Source organism: Enterococcus sp. AZ080 (assembly GCF_051714945.1).
Lineage (GTDB): Bacteria > Bacillota > Bacilli > Lactobacillales > Enterococcaceae > Enterococcus_B > Enterococcus_B pernyi.
This window is the reverse complement of record NZ_JBIOSV010000001.1, coordinates 1,104,884-1,124,796: the sequence shown is the minus strand read 5'-3', so window position 1 is coordinate 1,124,796 and position 19,913 is coordinate 1,104,884. Positions and strand designations below refer to the sequence as shown.

Here is a 19,913-nt window from a genome sequence, read left to right as displayed (position 1 = left end):
TACAAATCGTAGCTTATCATATCCATTCAGAAATCGTTTGTCAAGGAAAGCAATAATAAATCAATCGTTATGATTCCAATTCATTAAGGATATCTTGTCCTGAAAAGGTACATATCGCTCCATCTTGGATCAATTGGTGACAACCAGTGGATTGACCTGTCAAAATATTCCCAGGGACAGAAAAAATCGGACGTCCAATCTCTAAGCCTTGCTCTGCTGTGATCAATGATCCGCTTTTTGCTTTTGCTTCAATCACACAGATTCCACTTGATAAAGCGGCAATCAGACGATTTCTCATAGGAAAATGAAATTTTTGTGGACCAACATCTGGTAAAAACTCACTTAATACAAGATGATCTCTAGCAATCCCTCGTTGCAACTGCTGATTTTCTTTCGGATAACTATGATTGATACCCGTACCGATCACTGCAATCGTTCTGCCTGAACAGCGGATCGCTACTTGATGCGCATAAGTGTCTACGCCTTTCGCACAGCCACTAACAACTAGATAGTCTTGGTCAATCACAGGAGTGATCACTCGCTCTACGATTTTTCGCGCATAACCAGATGTTTGTCTACCACCAACGACAGCGATCATTTTTCGTTTCATCAGCGAAAGATCCCCTTGATAAAATAATAAGATCGGGGGATTTGCCAAATGAAGCAATTGTGAAGGGTAGATCGGATCAAGAAAAGTTATGTATGGATTCTCTCCTATTCTATTCCGCCAAGTATAGTTGATCTGGCTCCAATAGTCATAAAAAATTGCTCTAGAGCGATTGAAGTGCGAAACTGTCAACATATCATCAACCGACAACCATTCTTTCTTTTCACTTAATAGATGACGGATCACACGCCATTTTTGCTCTCCGCTCAGTCCTTTGACTAATGCCAACTTTGTAATAAATTCATTGTATATAACCATAAAGCGCCACCTTTTCTAATCTTTTTTATAAGATACGTAAAAAGTGGCGCATCGCTTATGATAAATATTGTTTGACTGGTGCAAAACTTTTACGATGGATTGGCGTGATGCCATGTTGTGCTAATCCTAACAGATGTTCTTTTGTTCCATAACCTGCATTCTTGGCAAAACCATAGCCAGGATATTGTAACTCGTATTCTTTCATCAAACGGTCGCGATAGACTTTTGCAATGATACTTGCAGCAGCAATCGAAATTGAACGGGCATCTCCTTTGATCAATTTATTTTGTGCAATCGGCAGATCTAAAGTCATCGCATCGATCAATAAATACGTAGGTTCTGGTGTCAATTCTTTAAGAGCTTCACACATCGCTAATTTACTTGCTTCGTAGATATTGACACGATCGATCGTCTGCTCATCGATCACACCAATCCCGACGGAGAGGGCTTTTTCTTGAATCTGTTCATACAGTTCTTCACGTTTTTTTTCAGATAATTGCTTGGAATCGTTCAATCCGTAAATCTCTACACCTTTAGGTAAAATAACAGCTGCGGCTACAACAGGGCCAGCCAAGGGGCCTCTTCCTACCTCGTCGATCCCTGCAATCAGGTCATACCCTTGAGCATATCCTTCATTTTCGTAGAAGGACATCGTCTCATATTTCTCACGAAGCAAAGCTTCCTTTGCTAAGCGTTTTTCAAAAGAGCTTAACGCTTGTTGGACACCTTTTCTTGTGTCTAATCTTAGTTGTGTGACTATCGGATCATCAAGCGTTGTGAGTTGTTTCAGTTTTTCTTTGATACTCTGGATCGATTCACTCATGAGTAGTCTCTTCCATTTCTTCACAACGATCTAAAGTATAGCGACCAAGTTTCCCTTGGCGGATATCAAAAACGACTAGCTCGCTCCCACGGTCATAATCTTGGCGATACCCTCTACGTTCCGTGATCGTCATCAATAACTCAGGTGCAACTTGTTGCTCTTCTTCTATTGATAGTCCATAACGTTCGCTGATTTTATTAGGGTAGTAACGGGCAAAGAAATCTAAGCCGTAAATTGCTAGATCATCAAGGTGTACCAATTGGTCTTTGATTGCACCAGTCAAGGCTAGTTTTTTACCGATTTCTTCATCTTCAAACTTAGGCCATAAAATACCAGGTGTATCTAATAGTTCTAATTCACTTCCTAAACGAAGCCATTGTTGCCCTTTCGTTACCCCAGGCTTATTCCCTGTTTGTGCAATCTTTTTGCCCACTAAACGATTCATCAATGTCGATTTTCCTACATTAGGAATTCCTAGGACCATCGCGCGGATTGCTCGAGGTTTGATGCCACGAGCTGCGTCTCTTTCGCGTTTTTCTTTCAATGCTTCTTTTGCCGCAGGGATCAACGCTTTGATTCCTTTACTTTCTTGAGCGGTGATTGCTAAGGCTTGATGTCCTTGCTTTCTAAAGTATTGTTGCCATAATTTTGTTTGTTGCGGATCCGCTAGATCAGCTTTATTCAATAAAACAAGTCTTGGTTTTTGTTGGATGATTTGATCTAACATTGGATTACGTGAAGACAAAGGTAGTCGTGCATCAACTAACTCAAAGACGATATCAACATATTTCATCTTTTCTGAAACTTCACGTCTAGCTTTCGCCATATGTCCTGGGAACCATTGAATAGTCATTGGTGTTTCCTCCTCTAAAACTTAAAATCTAAAAAAGTTGCTCTTTACTTATACAGTACTTGAATGAACTACACTTCTAGGAGTATACAAGAAAAAAACTAAAAATCAAACGGCTTATTCTCAAGTTTCTTCATTTTGCAACTTTCTAAGAATTTTTTTCTCATTATCGAGCAACCATTGAATATCTTGCTCATATTTTTTTAGATGGCCTTCTTGTATATTTTTTTGAAAATTTGCTTCCCCGCGACTCGCTGCTTTAGTGATGAAGTCCATCATATAAGAAAGTCGCTCGATCATCGTAGGAATCAAATTTGGATACTCGGACTCATCTAGTCTGTATGCTTCAATAAATTTTTTTAAACGATGACACGTTTCATCCGTGATTGGATCTCCTTGATTCATCTCTAAAGGTACCCAGCGATAGGCGGCATAGCTTACATCCCAGGTTCTTGATCCTGGTGTGATCGTGTCAAAATCAATGATACCAATGGCTATACCATTTTTCGTTGTCACATTGTATGGCGCAAAATCATTGTGACACATTACCTCACGCTCTCCGAACGAATGTAGCATCCACGGTTCTGTGCCACTTAAGGAAGTAAGGTATCCTTGATTTTGGTCGTGGAAATCTCTTAACAACCGACCTGCTGAACAAATGGCACTGTCCGTCAACAATTGAGGGGGCAAAGGATAATCATAGACCTCACCTGCGAGATAAGATACCACTTCATTTCCTTGCTCATCATAGCCTAGTGGTTCTGGCACATAAGTTACACCTTGGTTCCTTAGGTAACTTAAAAATTTTTGGACCTCCTCCGACCAGACTTTCTTAGGACGAATCACTTGCTCTTCTTGGATCACTACACCGTCTCTTCCTTTTGGTTTCTTTTCGATCATCTGGCTCCTCGCTTTCGACTCTTTTCTTCAGTTTACCATATCGATTCCACCTCATGTTCTAAAAATGGAAAGAGAGACGTCCTTTCAACAAGCAAGTTTCCATTTGTTAAAGTCATTCAAGGAGAATGTTGGCTATCCTAGAAATATTTACCATTGAAACAAGTCTTCTATTTCATAGTTATCTCAGAACGTGTACCGACATATGATGCGAAACTCTGGAGAAGTGAATCCATGCTTATTCAGATCGTAAACTGGACAAAAATATTTGATGAGGAGGGAATACCTTAACAGGATAAAATCCTTTGTCCGATCTACTCACAAGAGGAATACTTTATATTTCTGATTCCTAGCCGATCTTTTGGCGTACGCCATGAGTCAGTTTTAAGAAATGTCAAACGGTCAATCAGCCAACGTTAGAAAGCAATCAATGTAAAAAAGAATTTGCATAGTAATGAAAAAAGTAAGCTCCGTAAAACAATCGACTGAACGATTCGTTTCATGAAGCTTACTTTTTAACCTGATCCGACTCGAAGTATACAGCTCGTTGACAAGAAGATTCACCTGATTTCTAAAAGTTTTTTAGAAGATTTTTATTTTGCCATACTTACCTTCACTAACCATAGAACTCCTTCATTTGTCCTCATACAGCTATTTTTGAATACTTCTTGCTATACGCTTTATTTTTTATAATTCACACTAATTTTATCCACTTTTGTAAACATATCTAAATCTACTTCAATCAGTCCATCATGTACTAATTTCCGCTGATTGACATCAGAATCAGCAGTCTTATATAAATCAAGGTTTACAAATCCTTTTTGATTACTTCCGTCAACATAGTAGCCAACATATTCACTGTCTTTAGGTATAGTAAAAAGAACAGTCATTTTCTTGTCTTTGAGGGTAATATCTTTGATGTCTTCTTTGTTAAAGAGCGCTACCTCTTCTGAATCGGCGTTTTCAACTGCATTCAAGACAATCGTCGGTTGCTTAGAAAATGAAAAAAATAAAAGCGACATGACTGGAACAATCGAACAAAGTGCTACTACAAAAAACAATTTTCCTCGCTTTTTTTTCTGATTCATCGCCATTTCTTTAGTAGTATCAATCATCGTCTCAGTCATAGTAGAATTTTCCAATAGTTCGTCTAAAGACACACCTAAGCTGGTCGATATTTCCACTAGTGTATGTATGTCTGGGTAATTTCTGCCGATTTCCCAATTAGAAATAGCTGAACGACTAACATTTAATCTCTTTGCCAATTCTTCCTGTGTAATTCCTGCTTGATGCCTTTTTTCTTTTAATATTTTACCAAAATCCACAACATCGCCTCCTTATTCTATCTCTCATTATAACCATTTCATAAAAGAACTTAAAAGCGAATTATTGAAACGAATTGATATATTTCCGATTATTCGATGTCACAATCTGTGACACCTTGTAAAACAAGGATTCTTGCTATTGAAAATGTGAAACAAAACACTTATTATCAAGAGGTGAACGTCCACTAAAAAATAACAAAAAAGGAGTACTTATGAAAAAATTATTTTTATAGTACTGTTGATTATACATTTAGCGGATACGTCCAATAAAATAAAAAATTCTTCCCCAAGTTAAATACTTTGACAACGCTTACCGACGAGCGCATGATAGAGGAAAATTGAAAGGAGCTGTAGCAAGATGAACACAATGGTTTTTGTCAATTTCCCTGTGCAAGATGTTGGTCGCTCGGTCGAATTCTATACAAAATTAGGATTCAAACAAAATAAAGAATTTTCAACTGAGGAAGCAAGCGCAATGGTTTGGGATGACACATTTTGGGTGATGCTCTTGACACATGACTTTTACAAAAAATTCTTGAAAAACAAAGAAATCGCAGATACAAAAAAAATGAGCGGTGCACTGATTGCTTTTAGTTTAGCAAATGCTGCAGAAGTCAAACGTTTTGGTGAAATTGCAAAAGAAAATGGTGGTAGCTACCATACAGTCGAGATGGGAATACCGGAAGAAGAAATGTATTCTCTTGAAGTACAAGATCCTGATGGAAACACATTGGAACCAATGTGGATGAAAATATAATCAAAAAAAGAAGACTTTCCAACATATTACTATTGGGAAGTCTTCTTTTATTTTACCTGATCCATTTGATTTCATTTAATGGGTAATACACAAATCTCGCTTTTCCTAAAATTTCATCTCTAGATATTGTTCCAAATGAACGACTATCTTTTGACACACGACGATTATCCCCCAAAACAAAATAGCTATCTTCAGGTAATTCTGTATATCCTGTTAACTCTTCCAAGGTAAAATCGGTAGTATAAGGTGCATTTTCATGGTCCGAACGGATATTTTTACTTAAATAAGGTTCTTCGATTGGCTGGCCGTTGATTTTTAGTTGGTCCTTTTCATAACTAATAGTTTCTCCCGGTAAACCAATGACTCTCTTGATATAGATCGTGCCATCTGAAAGTTGGAAAACGACTACATCAAATCTTCTGATTTCAGAGAATTTTTCCATAACGACCATATCACCTTGCTTAAGGACATTCTCCATCGAGTTTCCTTCCACTGGTACTGGGATCAATATAAATCCCCGTAAAATAAATGCAATCACTATGGAACAAAGTAAAAATTTAATAAATAACCAAAAACGGTCAATATAACGCTGCTTTTTTGTCAAAGCCCATCAATCCATCCCTCGTAAAATCTTAACCTATTATCCTCATTATATAGAATAACTACAGAAAAAGCGAATGGTTCAATAATCATTTACAGATAGACGCGAAAAAAGACGGACATACGTACGATGCTTTAGAAATAATTGAATAGACCAAAATCACTGTATCAAATAGGACTATTCAAAAATATTGTCTAAGCAGTACTTGTCTCGTCTTTTTTTAGTCATACTCTTCATACCAGATCCATTGTTCAGGCGAGATGATTATTCTCTAGATAATGATCCCAAGCTTTATCAAAGATATCCATAGAGGGCAAATAATCAACATTCATTTCTAAATAATCAGAGATTTCTTCATAACTCGTACTATGTTTTGGAAACTGGATATCTTTTCCAGCTTCGGTTGCAAACGTTGATAACGCATCGGAAGATTTCCCTCCACGAAGAGTCATCAGATAGTGATAGAAGCTGCGATTCATTGCTTTCCCTCCCAATTGTCAGCAATAAATGCCGCACGACGCGCGTGATTACGCTCAAAGTTCTCAGGATTTTTTTTGTAGTAATCTTGATGTTCATCTTCTGCTAAATAGAAGGTCTCCGCTGGCTCAATCGTCGTAACGATGGGATCACTAAAGCGACCACTTGCTGCAAGTTGTTGTTTGCTTTCTTCAGCTTTTTGACGTTGTTCTTCTGTAGTATAAAAAATCACAGGTCGGTAATTGTCGCCTCGGTCTTCAAATTGACCAAAAGCGTCTGTAGGATCTGTTTGTTGCCAATAAAGCTCAAGTAATGCCTCGTATGAGATCAATTCAGGATCATACAAGATTTCTACTGCTTCAGTATGTCCTGTTGTTTTGGCTTTCACTTGTTCATACGTTGGATTTGGCACATGACCTCCAGTATAACCGGACATGATCGTGTGGATGCCAAGTAATGTGTCAAAAGGCTGGATCATGCACCAAAAACAACCTCCTGCAAATATTGCTCGTTCCATTGTTGATTCCTCCCTTACTCTCGAGATATCACTTAATTAGTACTAGATTCGGTCGTTTCTTCCGTCGTTGAGGAATCTTTTGGTAAATACAAACTAAAGCGAATATCATCGTTGACTAAATCAATTTTGTCCGCTTTGATGTACATTCCATTTTGCATACGGAATTGGTCTAATCGTAACATGATCGTTAAATCGTCTGTATTGATCTCGATCCATTCAGGTAGTTTGTAATTTCGCTTGATCATATTCATCACATCTTTGATCGGCAGATTCAATGTACCGATCGATAGACTTTTTGCTTTTAACTGAACATTACCATTTTCCATTACATACGGATCAAAATACAAGTAAAAGTCGATAGGGAATCCTAACACTTCAAACGTCCCATTAAGCAATGCTTCATTTTCTAAATAAAATTTGTACTTGATATCTTGTCCTTCTTGGAAATCTGTCAAGAAAAAGCTGATCAGTTGGTTGACTTTTTCTTTTTGAGTATTGATCGTCAATACTGGATCGCCTTGTCTTTCTGTAATCGCTGGTACTTCTGGCAAATCAGGTTCACGATTGGCGAATATCCGCGTACCCAAGAAAATCGTCGAACCAATGATCAGACCTAATAAAATCAGAAATGCGTATTTCCAGTAGTTATGCCTTTTGTTTTTTACAACTGTTGAACTACGTTTATCCATCCTTGTTTCCCTCCTTGACCAGCCATTTTTCATGCGTTTCGATTAATTGATCTCTCACAGCATTAGCCATCAATTGATAGCCTAAGTTATTAGGATGAAAATGATCTTCTTCATATAACACATTATTTTTCGTCCCGTTCGAACTATCGCTAGAAGCTGACTGATCAGAAGCTTCAGTAATTCCGACCTCTTGATTTAATCCTTGATACAATAGATCATTGATCGGGATAAAATAGCTATTTTCTGCTTCATTTACTACTTGCTGTGTTCCTTCATTCCAGTTATCCACAATCGTTTGCATATCTGTAATCTCAGGGAAGTTCAAATAAAATGGATTGTAGATCCCTAAAATATAGATAGGTACCTCTTTATTTAACCCTCGTATCTTTTCGATGATGGCTTGGACGTTTTCTTGATACTTCTTGATTGGTTTATTGAATGAACGGATACTGATACCAAAAAGGTTATTTTGGATCACTTTCATTAAATCATTCCCACCAACAGTCAAGGTAATAATGTCTGCGGTTTCGATATTCTTTTGGATTTCTTCATTGCTTTTCAATCTTTTTAATATTTGATCACTTCGTTCGCCATTTACACCATAGTTTTCAATTTCAATGGCTGTCAAACCGTATCTTTCTTTTATGTCATTTGCGACTAACGGAACAAAACCACCTTGTTTCGTCTGGTCGCCTACTCCTTCAGTCAATGAATCGCCAATTGCTACATAGTGTAACTTTTCCTTTTGATTGCTTTCAGAAGTAACCGTTGCTGCCGGTTTTAACAAAGGCTGTGCTTTCGGCACGCTCAAAGAGAGTCCGACAAAGAGAAGAACTGCAGTGAACAAAGGGATCAAAACAAGTAACCACTGTTGTTTCATTCGTTTCATTGTTTCACCTCTAGACCATGATTGTTTCTTATATTACCAAAATTCCAATTAAAAAAATAGCCCTTTTCTGAAAAAAAGAAAGAGGCTGTTTCTCATCTGCTAAAGGAAGTGGAGCATCTCAAAATGTCTTTTCCTCCTCACTTCCTTATGCTAGTAGCACTTGAACGAAAAAAGACAGATCACAAAGAACACGTTTATTTGTCTTCACATGATCTGTCCTTCTGTTCCTTATTTTACATTCATCAATCGGTATAATACATGATTGCAAAAGCATTTTCCCCTGTATGGGTAGCAATCACTGGATTTGTATGCAGTACTGGGATGTCCATATCGGGAAACAATTGTTTCAAGCCTTCTTCAAACTCTCGAGCAAGCTCTGTGGCACCTGCATGTGAGATACCGATCTGGCGAACGTTCGGTAGAGCCTTCAGTTCTTTCTTCAAGCCATCGAACCACTTGTCGAAAGTCTTTTTCCCACGACCTTTTGTCACAGGAATCAGCTCTGAATGAACAAAGTTCATCACCACACGAATGTTTAACATACTTGATAGTAAACCAGTTGCACGACTGATTCTTCCACCTTTTACTAAGTTATCCAATGTGGAGATACCGATATAAAGTTTGGTATTATTTTTGATCTTCTCGATTTCAGCAAGGATCTCTTCTGCTGATTTACCTTCTTTGGCCATTTCAGCCGCACGAATCACTTGGAAAGATAAACCTTGGTCAGTCGTATCACTATCAATGACTGTGACGTTTGTTTTCGTTAAGTTGCTTGCTTGTCTTGCAGCTTCAACCGTTCCACTTAACCCTTTCGTCATATGGATGGAAATCACTTCACTACCATCTTGTCCTAATTCATCATACGTTGAAATGAATTCGCCGATCGGCGGTTGACTTGTTTTAGGTAATGATTTTGATTTAGCCATCATTTCCATGAATTTCTCTCCGCCTAGTTGATCGTCATCAGAATATACAACGCCATCGATCATAATTGATAATGGCATAACATGAATATTCAAATGATCTCGTACTGCTTTTTCCATTGTACAAGAAGAATCTGTTACTATTTTTACGTTTGTCATTATTTCACACTCTTTCTTTCACAAAGTGCCTAGCATTTTTCAGGCAGGTCCACTTTCAGTATACCAAAGAACTTCTGTTTTTTCATCAAATTCAGTTATAAACAAATTTAAAATAAATTGTTTGTTATGATAACATGGTTCTACTCAGTTTTCTTTATCTGTTCTACTTTTTTTGATGGAACGACAAAATAAGCAGAAGAAACCTGAATGATAAAAAATCCATTTCGGTTTCTTCCGCTTTGAATCTATAGGTTCAACGAAACATTATATCTCTTCTGTTGTGTGTTCTTCTTTACGTTTATACGTCTCAAACTGATGTGCATAACTATTTTTTTCATCTATTTCTCCCGGACTGATATTGATCAATGACCATGCTTGCCAGTCTACAGCAGGAAAATACGTATCTCCTTCGAAAGAGTGATGGATCACCGTACGATACAAAATTGTGCAGTAAGGTAAAAATTCTTCATAGATTGCTGACCCTCCAGCAACAAATAAAATTTCATCTACTTCTTTTTCATAAGCTAATACTTCATTGACATCATGCATCACTAGTACGCCCTCGGCTGTAAACTCACGGTCTCTTGTCAAAACAATCGTTTTACGATTAGGTAGTGGCTTACCGCCCATCCCCATAAATGTTTTTCGTCCCATGATCAATACATTCGCTTCAGTCATTTGCTTAAAAAATTTCAAATCATTCGGCAAATGCCAAGGAAGTCTATCTTCTTTTCCGATCAGGCCGTTTTCATCTTGTGCCCAGATTGCAGCGAACATTTTCTCATCCTTTCTTAGACCGCGATAGGTGCCTTTATTGAAGGATGCGGCTCATATCCTTCAACTTTGATATCATCCATTTCAAAATCAAACACAGAGTTTTTTTCTGTATTCAATACTAGCTTCGGAAATGGACGAACTTCACGAGACAATTGTTCTTTCATTTGTTCTACGTGATTTGAGTAAAGATGCGCATCGCCTAAAGTATGGATAAATTCACCAACTTCTAATCCCGTTTCATGCGCAATCAGATGTGTCAATAAAGCATAGCTAGCAATATTGAACGGGACACCTAAAAACACGTCAGCACTTCTTTGATACAGCTGGCAACTTAGTTTATTGTCATTTACATAGAATTGAAACATCGTGTGGCAAGGAGGTAAAGCCATACTTGGCACATCTTCTGGATTCCATGCTGAGACGATCAGTCGTCTTGAATCAGGTGTCTGCTTGATAGCTTCGATCACTTCTTTGATTTGATCGATGAAACTACCTTCTTTGGTTTCCCAATGACGCCATTGATAGCCATAAATATGACCAAGATCTCCATGTTTTTCTGCAAATTCTTCATCTGCCACTATCTTTTCACAGAATTTCTTGCTTTCTTCTTGATAGACTTTATTGAATTCTGGATCAGTCAAACTACGATGTCCAAAATCTGTCATATCCGGCCCTTGGTAATCCTCACTTTTGATATACCGTTCAAATGCCCATTCATCCCAAATATGGTTATTATTTTGTAAAAGATAACGGATATTCGTGTCTCCTTTTAAAAACCATAATAATTCGCTTTTGATCAAACCAAAAGGTACACGTTTTGTCGTCAATAACGGAAAGCCTTTTTGCAGGTCAAATCGCATTTGATAACCGAATAAACTAAATGTTCCTGTTCCCGTACGATCACCTTTTACATGTCCATCAGATAACAACTTTTTCCCTAGATCAAGATATGCTTGCTCCATCTTTTCCCTCCTAATTATCTGCCCATTCACTTAAATATTCCCAACGTGACATTTTTTCTTCCAGCAGTTCTTCAGTTGTGGTTACTTCTTTTTGTAATTCTTGCAATCGTGTGAAATCATCCCCTTGATGGTTCATCTCCTCTTGCAATTCATCCAAACGATTCTCTAGTTCCGCAATCTCATCTTCGATTGTTGCCCATTCTTTCTGTTCCATATAAGAAAGCTTTTTCTTTGGCTCAGATTTTTTTTCTTCTATCTTAGCTTTGACTTTTTCTGGTTGAATCTGTTGATCTTCTTTGCGTTTGGCTAAATAGCTAGACATATCGCCATAATAAAGCTCTTGTTTGCCATCTCCTAGAAAAACTAACAGTTTATCAACTACCTTATCTAAGAAATAACGGTCATGAGAAACGGTGATCACCGCTCCAGGGAATGTCCGGAAATAATCTTCCAAAATCGTTAAAGTAGCGATATCTAAGTCATTGGTTGGCTCATCCAGCAATAGAACATTTGGTTGCTGGATCAATAATTTGAGTAAATATAAACGACGCTTTTCCCCACCAGACAGTTTACGGATCAGTGTTCCGTGCATGAATCTTGGAAACAAGAACCGCTCCAAAAGTTCGGCGACACCGATTTGCGTTCCATCCGCAGTTTGGACTTCTTCTGCCGCTTCTTGCAGATAAGCAATCATTCGTTTGTCCGGAGACATTTTTTCATTTTCCTGTGTATAGTAAGCTAATCGAACAGTTTCGCCAATCGTATAGATGCCACTATCTAAGGATAATTTCCCTGCTAAGATATTTAACAACGTTGACTTTCCAGCACCGTTCTCTCCAGTGATTCCTAGACGCTCTCTTGATTGGATCAATAGATCCAAGTGTTGGAGCAAAGGTTTTCCTTCAATCGAATACGAACCATCCTTGATCTCGATCACTTTTTTACCTAAACGTTGTGTCGCGATATTTAGTTCGATATCCGTATCATGATTGACTTGATATAAGTTTTCTTTTAAATCTTCAAAGCGATTGATACGTGCTTGCTGTTTCGTCCCACGAGCTTGTACTCCCGCTCGCATCCAAGAAAGCTCCTGCTTATACAGGCGTTTACGCTTTTCTTCTTGTTCGACTTCGACACGATCTCGCTCGGCTTTTTCAATAAGATAAGCTTCATAATTGCCTTTATATTCATAAAGATTCCCAAAGGCAAGTTCAAAGATCCGATTCGTGACACGATCTAAGAAATAACGATCATGGGTAACCATCAATAAGGCACCACGATATTGTTTCAAGTAAGATTCCAACCATTCGATCGCTGCATAATCTAAGTGGTTTGTCGGCTCGTCAAGTAATAAAAGATCAGGTTCATCGATCAAAACCTGTGCTAAGCTGACACGTTTTTTTTGTCCACCCGAAAGCTCACCGATTTTCTTTTCTAATTGACTGATCCCTAGTTTTTGCAAAATGATCTTGGCATTTGTATCCGTCGTCCAAGCGTCCTCTTTATTCATTCGCTCTTCTGCCAATGCGTAGCGTTTTTGGACTGCTTCATCATCGCCATTTTCAGCTAATGCAATCAAGGCTTCCTCATAGAGTCGTACAGTCTGGATCAATGGACTATTCCCTTGAAAAACAGCTTGTAAGACCGTATCATTTTCTGCAAATGAATCGGTTTGTGATAAATAACCGATACGGTAATCATTCGGATAAAAAACTGTCTGCTGATCACCATCTCCACTGTCAAGTCCAGCGATGATATTCAAAAGACTTGTTTTACCAGTTCCATTGGTACCAATCAAACCGATGCGATCATGTTCATGGATCAAAAAGGAGATCTGATTAAATAATTCTTTTTCTCCATATGTTTTTTTGAGGTCAGTTATTTTTAGCTCTTTCACCAGTACTCCCCCCTTATCTTGGATATTGTAACATAAAACAATTGTTTAAAAGATAGTTTTTTTCGAATATTCTTTTTTTTAGGTAGCATTGAAGATACGTGTTCTCTCACTTCATATAACCAAATACACAGGATTCAAAAACCTGACTTCCTGGATGAACTTAATTATTAAGGTTGAACGACTTCTGTCACAACCTCAAAAAAAAAGAGGAGCTGTGCTTTGTCACAACTTCCTCTTTTGGTCTTGTTTCAATTGAAATTTCTTTGCTTTCGCTTGGAACGCAAAGCGAAATGAAAAACGATCTGTCGGTTGATTCATTGTATAGGACTCCAACAGATTGATATTTCGTCTATATTGATTCGCAGAAAAAGTCGTGATCGTTTCTGCGACTTCATATTCATCAATGACTTTTCTTTCTAAATAGTAACCTCTTAGCATCTTCTTCGTAAACAAACGATCTTGTTGGATCATCCAAGTGGAAATCAGATTACCACTCATCATCCGAATCCCCTGAGCTTTTCGTTGTTCGATAAAGAATCCGATCATCGTATCATCATAAACGTCCGTTAGATTCTCCAAACTTTCGATGATCAATTGCGTATTCTTTTGATACGTCTCTCGAATTTCCTGAATGTCTTTATCAGAGATCATAGTTTGGCGATCACTTTGCCGTCTTTGCCAAAACATTTTGGGGTGGAGAACGATCCGCATCAATCGGCGTACCACAATAAACCAAAATCCAATGAATGACAAAATTTGACTTGTGATCGACTGTTCAAAGTTAGCTAGGAATCTTGAATAAAAGCGATAGCCATTAGAAGACAACTTCCCAGAACGATATCTTTCATCCAAGCCATCTCGCTCAATCGATAAAATCAACGCTTGGATTTCTTGGACTTCTTGCTTTTCATCTCCACTCAAATCAGATAAATAAAGCTCACTGATTCTTTCTTGATAAGTCTCAATCACTGCTTCTATCGCTAAATAAGCTTTTGATCCTGGTTCTTCCGCTTCTTTTTCTAAGCGTAGTGTTTCAATCACTTCTTCCAAGATCATCAAAGCTTTTAAATCAGTTGTCGCTGCTTCTTCTGTTTCAGTCAACATTGGCAATACAATGATCCCGATAATCAACGTGACCAAAATAACCCCTGCCGTTAAAAATAAGAGCAATGATCGTTGATTGAATGCCATTTGATTGATCGTGAATGGTAAAATAAAAATAGTCGCTAAACTGACTGTTCCTTTTACACCCCCAAAAGTTAAGATCAAGACTTCATTCAGTTGTTTTTTGAAACTTTGAAAACCGCCCTTAAACATATAAAATAAGCTGATTGAAACGAAGCGTATGACGAACAGCATGATTGAAACCAATAAAATGATCATTAGCAACAAACTATTCGAATACAGTCCATCTCCCCAAACTGGTGTAAAGACTTGTGTCAGTTCAATTCCTAAAAATATAAATACCAGCGCATTCAATGTGAAGGCAATCGTTGTCCATGTACTATTCGATAAAGTTGACAACTCCGCATCAAAGACTGAGATTTTTTTAAATCCTGAGGCTTGTAATACCCCTGCAACCACTGCTGCAATAATTCCTGAAACATGAAAGACTTCGGCTAAAACATACGCTAAGAAAGGCAACAACAATTCAATCAATAAGTAGCCTGTTACGTCACGTGCCGATGCTTTCTCGATCAAACCAATGATTTTTCTTTTTACCCAGACAAGCAAAAAGCCGACTACTGCCCCGCCAATACTTGATAAAATCAGTGTAACGCCTGCGTTTACCGCAGAGAACGTCCCAGTGATCAAAGCAGCTAAGGCAAATTGGAAGGCTGTTACGCCAGAAGCATCATTCAGTAACCCTTCACCTTCTAAAATATGCATGGCTTTTTTCGGAATGTTCACACGATTGGAAAGCGAACTGACTGCCACCGCATCTGTCGGACCTAGTGCTGCACCAAAAGCGAAACACGCGGCTAAAGGGACACTGGGCAACAGAAATGATAACGTTGCTCCAACGCCAATCAAAGTCAAGATCACCCCACCAAAAGCGAGAAACAATATCGTATCGAAATTTTTCAGGATCGAGGCGATATCCGCTTTTTCTCCTTCTCTAAAAAGCAAGGGGGCGATGATCATCACTAAAAATAATTCAGGTTCAAAATTGATGGATTCACCCCATTCGGTCAATCCTAAAACCACGCCAAGAAATATTTGGATCAGTGGTGCAGGGATCATTGGCAAGATACGACTTGCTATGTTGGATAGCGTGATCGTGACTGCAAAAACAATCACTAACTCTGCAAATTCCATGCTTGATCCCCTTTATTTTTTATTTTGTGCAAGAACTTTCAAATATTGCTCTTTTTTCTTTAAAATTTTGTTTTCAACAATTTCCGCTTGGGTCACCCGACCATCTAACTCACATTGCACACGTTTTGATTCTAAACGGAGCAATTCGTGTTTCAAGCGTCCTAATTGACGATACATCAAGATATTCCTTTTACGCAACTTACATAAGATCTGGCGACGATCTTCCATTGAAAAAGTACCATAGTGATCAACCAGTCGTTTCTTTTGTTCTTCAAAACTCTCTCTCATTTTCAAGATCTCCTATATTCAAACTGCACCAATTATAGCAAAAAGTTTTTAGAATGCAACTAAAACCTTTTTACTTTTAGGATGAAGTATTCGTTTCAATTCCAGAAACTCATTCTAGTCCAATCACTATAAAATATCAACTGTAATCGTAAAATAAAGACAAAAGAAAAACACATGCAAAACCCATTCAAAAGTTTTGCATGTGCTATTTTTAAACGTCATTCGCTCTTATTCGAAATATTCGCCATAAACATCGTCAACACGTTGTTCTGGGTTGATCACAATGTATAAGTTACCAGTTTTTTCACTGATTTTTGTTGATTGATATTGATTATCTAATCCCTCTGTTCCTTTGTCCAAGTAAGGGAAGTATACTAGATCAGGTGTACCATTGCGATACAAGATTTCCATACGTTCAATATCTTCATATTTCAAAGCACGATTGAACATACCCATTTCCAAACCACCTAGATTGATATCATGAGTAGCTACTGAATCTCCCTCATGAAAGATTTCGATTTTAAAACCGGCACATGGATGGATCTCGATAAATTCACTCCCATTGATACGACCAAAACTTGTCGTGATTTGTTTGATCCAAAGGTCGCCGATGTGACGACGATTGATCGTCCATGTTTCGCCGTTACGGAAATAAAATTTTAGCGCTGTCATTTCTTTGCTCATTAAAAAAATCTCCTTTTTTGACGCATTATATTCTGTTTCATTACTAGTTTAGCATAAAACAACAAAAGCGGTCATCTCTCATGTTTGCTTTTCTGTCAGCTTTTTTGATAACAATCCTCCTCTAAAAGAGAAAAGGGACATGAGAAACATCCTACAAAAAAGCCAACCGCTTCTATAGATAACTCTCATGCCCTTACTTTAGCTATGTCAGTATATGATTAGCCCGCCAAACAGACGTAATTAGTGATTGTCACGATTTCGTTGACTAACCTTGTTGCTCTTTCAGATAGGTTAATAATGCAGCTTGTTCATTCTGTACCAGTCCGTTCACTACCGCTGACTCCGCAAGTGCTAACGCTTCACTGACCCATTTACCTGGTTTTTTTTCACTCGTAGCTAATAACACCTTGCCATCAATCGCCAACTCACCCATTGTCTTGATAGGAAGTGCATGATAGATGTCTAGCACAGTTGTTGTGTCAGGGGTTTGATGGAAGTAAATCATCAATTCTTCCACATCCAACGATGCGTCTTTTCCAAGATGATAAATCTCCAATGGTGTTAATCGTCGTTCTTGTCGCTTCGCCAATCCTTTGACCAAACGTTGGACTTCTCGAATCATTTGGTTGGAACATTTCCATGCTTTTAAGAAAGGTGCCACCTCTTGCTCAGATCGACCGAGTTGATTGAGTAATAATGCCCAAGCTTGACTTTCTTTTTTTAATGGAATAGATGGTAAATCGGCAAATCTTAATAATGCCTCACCATCTTCTTTTAATTGTGGACAATAGATGTAACATTTTGTTTCGACAAATGCGGCCAAGCCATGATTACGAAAATCCCCTAAAAGCATTTTGATAAATTCAACATTCATTCGCTCAACAGAGATTTTGTCCAATAACGCATGGTTGTCTTCGATCGCCTTGGCCGTTTCTTCTTCCAATTTGAACCCTAGCTGACTCACAAAACGAAGCCCACGCATCATTCGTAAAGCATCTTCATGAAATCGCTCGAAAGGTCGTCCAACTGCTCGTAAGACGTGATTTTCTAAATCAGTTAACCCGTCGAATAAATCAATGATCTCACCATCTTCTTTCAAAGCAAAAGCATTGATCGTAAAGTCTCTGCGCTTTAGATCCTCTTCTAGTGTACGAACAAATGAAACACTATCAGGACGCCGATAATCTTGATAAGTCGATTCCGTACGAAATGTCGTGATCTCATATTGCTCCTCTTCATGCAAGACGAGAACCGTTCCATGTTCTATCCCGATATCGATCGTTTTTGGAAACAACTGCTTGATTTCCTCTGGAAACGCACTAGTAGCAATATCTACATCATGAATTTTTTGTCCGAGTAACGTGTCCCGCACACTACCACCAACAAAGTACGCCTCAAATCCAGCTGCCTCAATTTTTCTTATTACTGGAATTGCTTTTTTATATTCGATCGGTAATTCATTTAGTCTCATTTTTACTCCTTCTATCCTCTCACTGTTCCTCATCTTTTCGGGCAAAACGATGATGGTCCCTTCGATTGAACTTCTCCATATTTTTTTCAAATACCGTCGTCAAATCAATTCCTAACGAGTTTGCCATGATCATTGTTACAAATAGAACATCGCCTAATTCTTCTGCCACTGAATTACTAGGTTCTGTTGCTTTTTTACTTTTTTCGCCATATGAATGATTGACCTCTCGTGCCAATTCACCTACTTCTTCGGTCAGACGTGCCATTTGCGCCAATGGCGAAAAATACCCAACTTTAAATTGTTGGATGTACGCATCGACCTCTTCTTGCATACTTTTTAGTGAACGCTCTTCTTTCATTAAGAACCCTCCAATCATCTCTTCCTAAAAAACTTTACAGCAAAACCGCAAGAAGTGCAATTGTGAAAACAAAGAATACATGCTACATTATGTTAGGTATACTTAATAAATTCTTAGCAACAAGCCAACTTGGTCTATTCTATAACTATAAAAATGAAGAACCAGTTTCCTAATCCCTAGGTCTATATCTAGGATATACCGCTTGTTGCACAATGAATCATATCATATAGTAGAAAGTGGGGATTCGATGACATCATTGAAAACAATAAAAGAAGTTTTTTTTATTATTTTAGGAACAAGTATTTATGCTTTTGGACTAGTCTATTTGAATATCGCAAACCAGCTAGCCGAGGGTGGAGTTTCAGGTATTACCCTGATTTTGCGTGCTCTTTTTCATATCGACCCAGCTTATTCTACTTTATTGATTAATATTCCATTGATCCTACTAGGCGGAAAAATCTTAGGAAAACGCGCGCTCGCGTATACTGTCTTAGGCACTGTCTCGCTTTCTGTCTTCTTATGGATTTGGCAAAGGATTCCCTTACAAATCAACTTAGAGCATGATTTACTGATCGTCTCTTTACTTGCAGGACTGATTGCCGGAGTCGGCAGCGGGATCGTTTATCGTATGGGAGGTACTACAGGAGGAAGTGACATCATCGCTCGGATACTTGAAAAAAATCATGGAATCTCTATGGGACGTTCCCTTTTAGCTTTTGATGTCATCGTTTTACTTGCTTCATTAACTTATATCGATTTGAAGCGGATGATGTACACGTTAATCGCTTCCTATGTATTTAGTCGTGTCATCGATTTTATCCTTGATGGTGGTTACTCTGCCAAAGGGATTCTGGTAGTCTCAAATAAAAGTGAGGAAATTGCACCTTTATTGATGACCGGCTTACAACGTGGTGTCACATTCTTGCATGGAGAAGGTGGCTTTTCTGGTGTCGATAAAAAAATGATCTATATGGTGGTAAGTGCCAGGGAATTAAACGAAGTAAAACGGATCATTCATGAAATTGACGAACATGCCTTTCTTTCAATTCTAAATGTCCATGAAGTAGAAGGAGAAGGCTTTACCTATCTTAAACCACAAACGAGGCGATTTAAAAAAATAACAGAATGATTTTGAATCAATCAACCTGATACTGAAGCTTTCTACGTATATAGAATAACGTAGTTCTGCGTACTTCGTGATCAAGGAGTTGCACATGTCTACTTAGAGATATTCTCAGTTCATTCAGAAGTACCTGGGCGATTAGGCCTTTTGTGCTTCCTAAAACCGAATATATGGTGCTCCACAAGCTTACCTTCATAAA

Annotated in this window: 21 protein-coding genes; 2 read left to right on the top strand and 19 right to left on the bottom strand. The window is 38.2% G+C overall.

Annotated elements, in window-relative coordinates:
* Positions 1 to 67: 67 nt before the first annotated feature.
* From dprA to IGK01_RS05285, 5 genes are all read right to left on the bottom strand, one after another.
* Entirely contained in the window at positions 68 to 925 is an 858-nt protein-coding gene (gene dprA / locus IGK01_RS05305; protein WP_409173813.1) for a DNA-processing protein DprA, read from the bottom strand.
* A gap of 55 nt (positions 926 to 980) precedes the next feature.
* Positions 981 to 1,748 (bottom strand): ribonuclease HII, encoded by a 768-nt coding sequence (locus IGK01_RS05300; RefSeq protein WP_010735745.1) that lies wholly within the window; start codon positions 1,746 to 1,748, stop codon positions 981 to 983.
* Positions 1,741 to 2,601, bottom strand: a complete 861-nt coding sequence (gene ylqF / locus IGK01_RS05295; RefSeq protein WP_023519485.1) for a ribosome biogenesis GTPase YlqF — start codon at positions 2,599 to 2,601, stop codon at positions 1,741 to 1,743. The genes IGK01_RS05300 and ylqF overlap by 8 nt, the downstream gene beginning before the upstream one ends.
* A 120-nt stretch (positions 2,602 to 2,721) precedes the next feature.
* The gene (locus tag IGK01_RS05290; RefSeq protein WP_010735747.1) at positions 2,722 to 3,498 is read right to left on the bottom strand and encodes an aminoglycoside phosphotransferase family protein; all 777 of its coding nucleotides are present in this window, start codon (positions 3,496 to 3,498) and stop codon (positions 2,722 to 2,724) included.
* A gap of 677 nt (positions 3,499 to 4,175) precedes the next feature.
* Complete coding sequence (locus IGK01_RS05285; RefSeq protein WP_409173811.1) at positions 4,176 to 4,820, bottom strand: helix-turn-helix domain-containing protein; 645 nt, start codon at positions 4,818 to 4,820, stop codon at positions 4,176 to 4,178.
* A 358-nt stretch (positions 4,821 to 5,178) separates the two neighbouring features.
* Between IGK01_RS05285 and IGK01_RS05280 the strand changes: the two genes are divergently transcribed.
* Entirely contained in the window at positions 5,179 to 5,577 is a 399-nt protein-coding gene (locus IGK01_RS05280) for a VOC family protein (protein ID WP_010735749.1), read from the top strand.
* A gap of 52 nt (positions 5,578 to 5,629) precedes the next feature.
* On the opposite strand, the gene lepB is transcribed toward IGK01_RS05280, so the two are convergent.
* The 14 genes from lepB to IGK01_RS05210 form a co-directional block, all read right to left on the bottom strand.
* Complete coding sequence (lepB, locus tag IGK01_RS05275; RefSeq protein ID WP_010735750.1) at positions 5,630 to 6,181, bottom strand: signal peptidase I; 552 nt, start codon at positions 6,179 to 6,181, stop codon at positions 5,630 to 5,632.
* A gap of 248 nt (positions 6,182 to 6,429) precedes the next feature.
* Positions 6,430 to 6,657, bottom strand: coding sequence for a YozE family protein (locus tag IGK01_RS05270; RefSeq protein ID WP_010735751.1), 228 nt, complete (start codon positions 6,655 to 6,657; stop codon positions 6,430 to 6,432).
* Entirely contained in the window at positions 6,654 to 7,172 is a 519-nt protein-coding gene (gene msrA, locus IGK01_RS05265; protein WP_438840542.1) for a peptide-methionine (S)-S-oxide reductase MsrA, read from the bottom strand. The genes IGK01_RS05270 and msrA overlap by 4 nt, the downstream gene beginning before the upstream one ends.
* Before the next feature lie 32 nt (positions 7,173 to 7,204).
* Entirely contained in the window at positions 7,205 to 7,861 is a 657-nt protein-coding gene (locus tag IGK01_RS05260; RefSeq protein WP_010735753.1) for a YpmS family protein, read from the bottom strand.
* Positions 7,854 to 8,750, bottom strand: coding sequence for an SGNH/GDSL hydrolase family protein (locus IGK01_RS05255; protein WP_409173809.1), 897 nt, complete (start codon positions 8,748 to 8,750; stop codon positions 7,854 to 7,856). Before IGK01_RS05255 ends, IGK01_RS05260 begins: the two co-directional genes overlap by 8 nt.
* A 242-nt stretch (positions 8,751 to 8,992) precedes the next feature.
* Entirely contained in the window at positions 8,993 to 9,835 is an 843-nt protein-coding gene (locus IGK01_RS05250) for a DegV family protein (protein WP_438840541.1), read from the bottom strand.
* Positions 9,836 to 10,099: 264 nt separating this feature from the next.
* Positions 10,100 to 10,612 carry a dihydrofolate reductase gene (locus IGK01_RS05245; RefSeq protein ID WP_023519480.1) on the bottom strand — a complete coding sequence of 171 codons (513 nt, stop codon included), beginning with the start codon at positions 10,610 to 10,612 and terminating at the stop codon, positions 10,100 to 10,102.
* Between the two features lie 14 nt (positions 10,613 to 10,626).
* A complete protein-coding gene (locus tag IGK01_RS05240) occupies positions 10,627 to 11,574 on the bottom strand; it encodes a thymidylate synthase (RefSeq protein WP_023519479.1) in 948 nt (315 codons plus the stop codon).
* Between the two features lie 10 nt (positions 11,575 to 11,584).
* On the bottom strand, positions 11,585 to 13,471 hold the full coding sequence (locus IGK01_RS05235) for an ABC-F family ATP-binding cassette domain-containing protein (protein ID WP_010735758.1): 1,887 nt from the start codon (positions 13,469 to 13,471) through the stop codon (positions 11,585 to 11,587).
* 222 nt (positions 13,472 to 13,693) lie between these two features.
* Positions 13,694 to 15,790, bottom strand: a complete 2,097-nt coding sequence (locus tag IGK01_RS05230) for a cation:proton antiporter (RefSeq protein WP_010735759.1) — start codon at positions 15,788 to 15,790, stop codon at positions 13,694 to 13,696.
* Positions 15,791 to 15,802: 12 nt separating this feature from the next.
* Positions 15,803 to 16,078: a hypothetical protein gene (locus IGK01_RS05225; protein ID WP_010735760.1), complete on the bottom strand. Its 276-nt coding sequence runs from the start codon at positions 16,076 to 16,078 to the stop codon at positions 15,803 to 15,805.
* 228 nt (positions 16,079 to 16,306) lie between these two features.
* A complete protein-coding gene (locus tag IGK01_RS05220; RefSeq protein ID WP_010735761.1) occupies positions 16,307 to 16,762 on the bottom strand; it encodes a hypothetical protein in 456 nt (151 codons plus the stop codon).
* Between the two features lie 265 nt (positions 16,763 to 17,027).
* Complete coding sequence (locus IGK01_RS05215) at positions 17,028 to 18,233, bottom strand: CCA tRNA nucleotidyltransferase (RefSeq protein WP_438840540.1); 1,206 nt, start codon at positions 18,231 to 18,233, stop codon at positions 17,028 to 17,030.
* 19 nt (positions 18,234 to 18,252) lie between these two features.
* A complete protein-coding gene (locus IGK01_RS05210; protein ID WP_010735763.1) occupies positions 18,253 to 18,591 on the bottom strand; it encodes a nucleotide pyrophosphohydrolase in 339 nt (112 codons plus the stop codon).
* A gap of 247 nt (positions 18,592 to 18,838) precedes the next feature.
* Here IGK01_RS05210 and IGK01_RS05205 point away from each other — a divergent pair, with 247 nt between their 5' ends.
* Complete coding sequence (locus tag IGK01_RS05205) at positions 18,839 to 19,720, top strand: YitT family protein (RefSeq protein WP_438747856.1); 882 nt, start codon at positions 18,839 to 18,841, stop codon at positions 19,718 to 19,720.
* Positions 19,721 to 19,913: the final 193 nt, after the last annotated feature.

Excerpts from the sequence above, each read along its gene's own strand:
- dprA (WP_409173813.1), bottom strand. The coding sequence starts at position 925 with ATGGTTATATACAATGAATTTATTACAAAGTTGGCATTAGTCAAAGGA.
- IGK01_RS05300 (WP_010735745.1), bottom strand. The coding sequence starts at position 1,748 with ATGAGTGAATCGATCCAGAGTATCAAAGAAAAACTGAAACAACTCACA.
- ylqF (WP_023519485.1), bottom strand. The coding sequence starts at position 2,601 with ATGACTATTCAATGGTTCCCAGGACATATGGCGAAAGCTAGACGTGAA.
- IGK01_RS05290 (WP_010735747.1), bottom strand. The coding sequence starts at position 3,498 with ATGATCGAAAAGAAACCAAAAGGAAGAGACGGTGTAGTGATCCAAGAA.
- IGK01_RS05280 (WP_010735749.1), top strand. The coding sequence starts at position 5,179 with ATGAACACAATGGTTTTTGTCAATTTCCCTGTGCAAGATGTTGGTCGC.
- IGK01_RS05270 (WP_010735751.1), bottom strand. The coding sequence starts at position 6,657 with ATGAATCGCAGCTTCTATCACTATCTGATGACTCTTCGTGGAGGGAAA.
- msrA (WP_438840542.1), bottom strand. The coding sequence starts at position 7,172 with ATGGAACGAGCAATATTTGCAGGAGGTTGTTTTTGGTGCATGATCCAG.
- IGK01_RS05260 (WP_010735753.1), bottom strand. The coding sequence starts at position 7,861 with ATGGATAAACGTAGTTCAACAGTTGTAAAAAACAAAAGGCATAACTAC.
- IGK01_RS05255 (WP_409173809.1), bottom strand. The coding sequence starts at position 8,750 with ATGAAACGAATGAAACAACAGTGGTTACTTGTTTTGATCCCTTTGTTC.
- IGK01_RS05250 (WP_438840541.1), bottom strand. The coding sequence starts at position 9,835 with ATGACAAACGTAAAAATAGTAACAGATTCTTCTTGTACAATGGAAAAA.
- IGK01_RS05245 (WP_023519480.1), bottom strand. The coding sequence starts at position 10,612 with ATGTTCGCTGCAATCTGGGCACAAGATGAAAACGGCCTGATCGGAAAA.
- IGK01_RS05240 (WP_023519479.1), bottom strand. The coding sequence starts at position 11,574 with ATGGAGCAAGCATATCTTGATCTAGGGAAAAAGTTGTTATCTGATGGA.
- IGK01_RS05230 (WP_010735759.1), bottom strand. The coding sequence starts at position 15,790 with ATGGAATTTGCAGAGTTAGTGATTGTTTTTGCAGTCACGATCACGCTA.
- IGK01_RS05225 (WP_010735760.1), bottom strand. The coding sequence starts at position 16,078 with ATGAGAGAGAGTTTTGAAGAACAAAAGAAACGACTGGTTGATCACTAT.
- IGK01_RS05220 (WP_010735761.1), bottom strand. The coding sequence starts at position 16,762 with ATGAGCAAAGAAATGACAGCGCTAAAATTTTATTTCCGTAACGGCGAA.
- IGK01_RS05215 (WP_438840540.1), bottom strand. The coding sequence starts at position 18,233 with ATGAGACTAAATGAATTACCGATCGAATATAAAAAAGCAATTCCAGTA.
- IGK01_RS05210 (WP_010735763.1), bottom strand. The coding sequence starts at position 18,591 with ATGAAAGAAGAGCGTTCACTAAAAAGTATGCAAGAAGAGGTCGATGCG.
- IGK01_RS05205 (WP_438747856.1), top strand. The coding sequence starts at position 18,839 with ATGACATCATTGAAAACAATAAAAGAAGTTTTTTTTATTATTTTAGGA.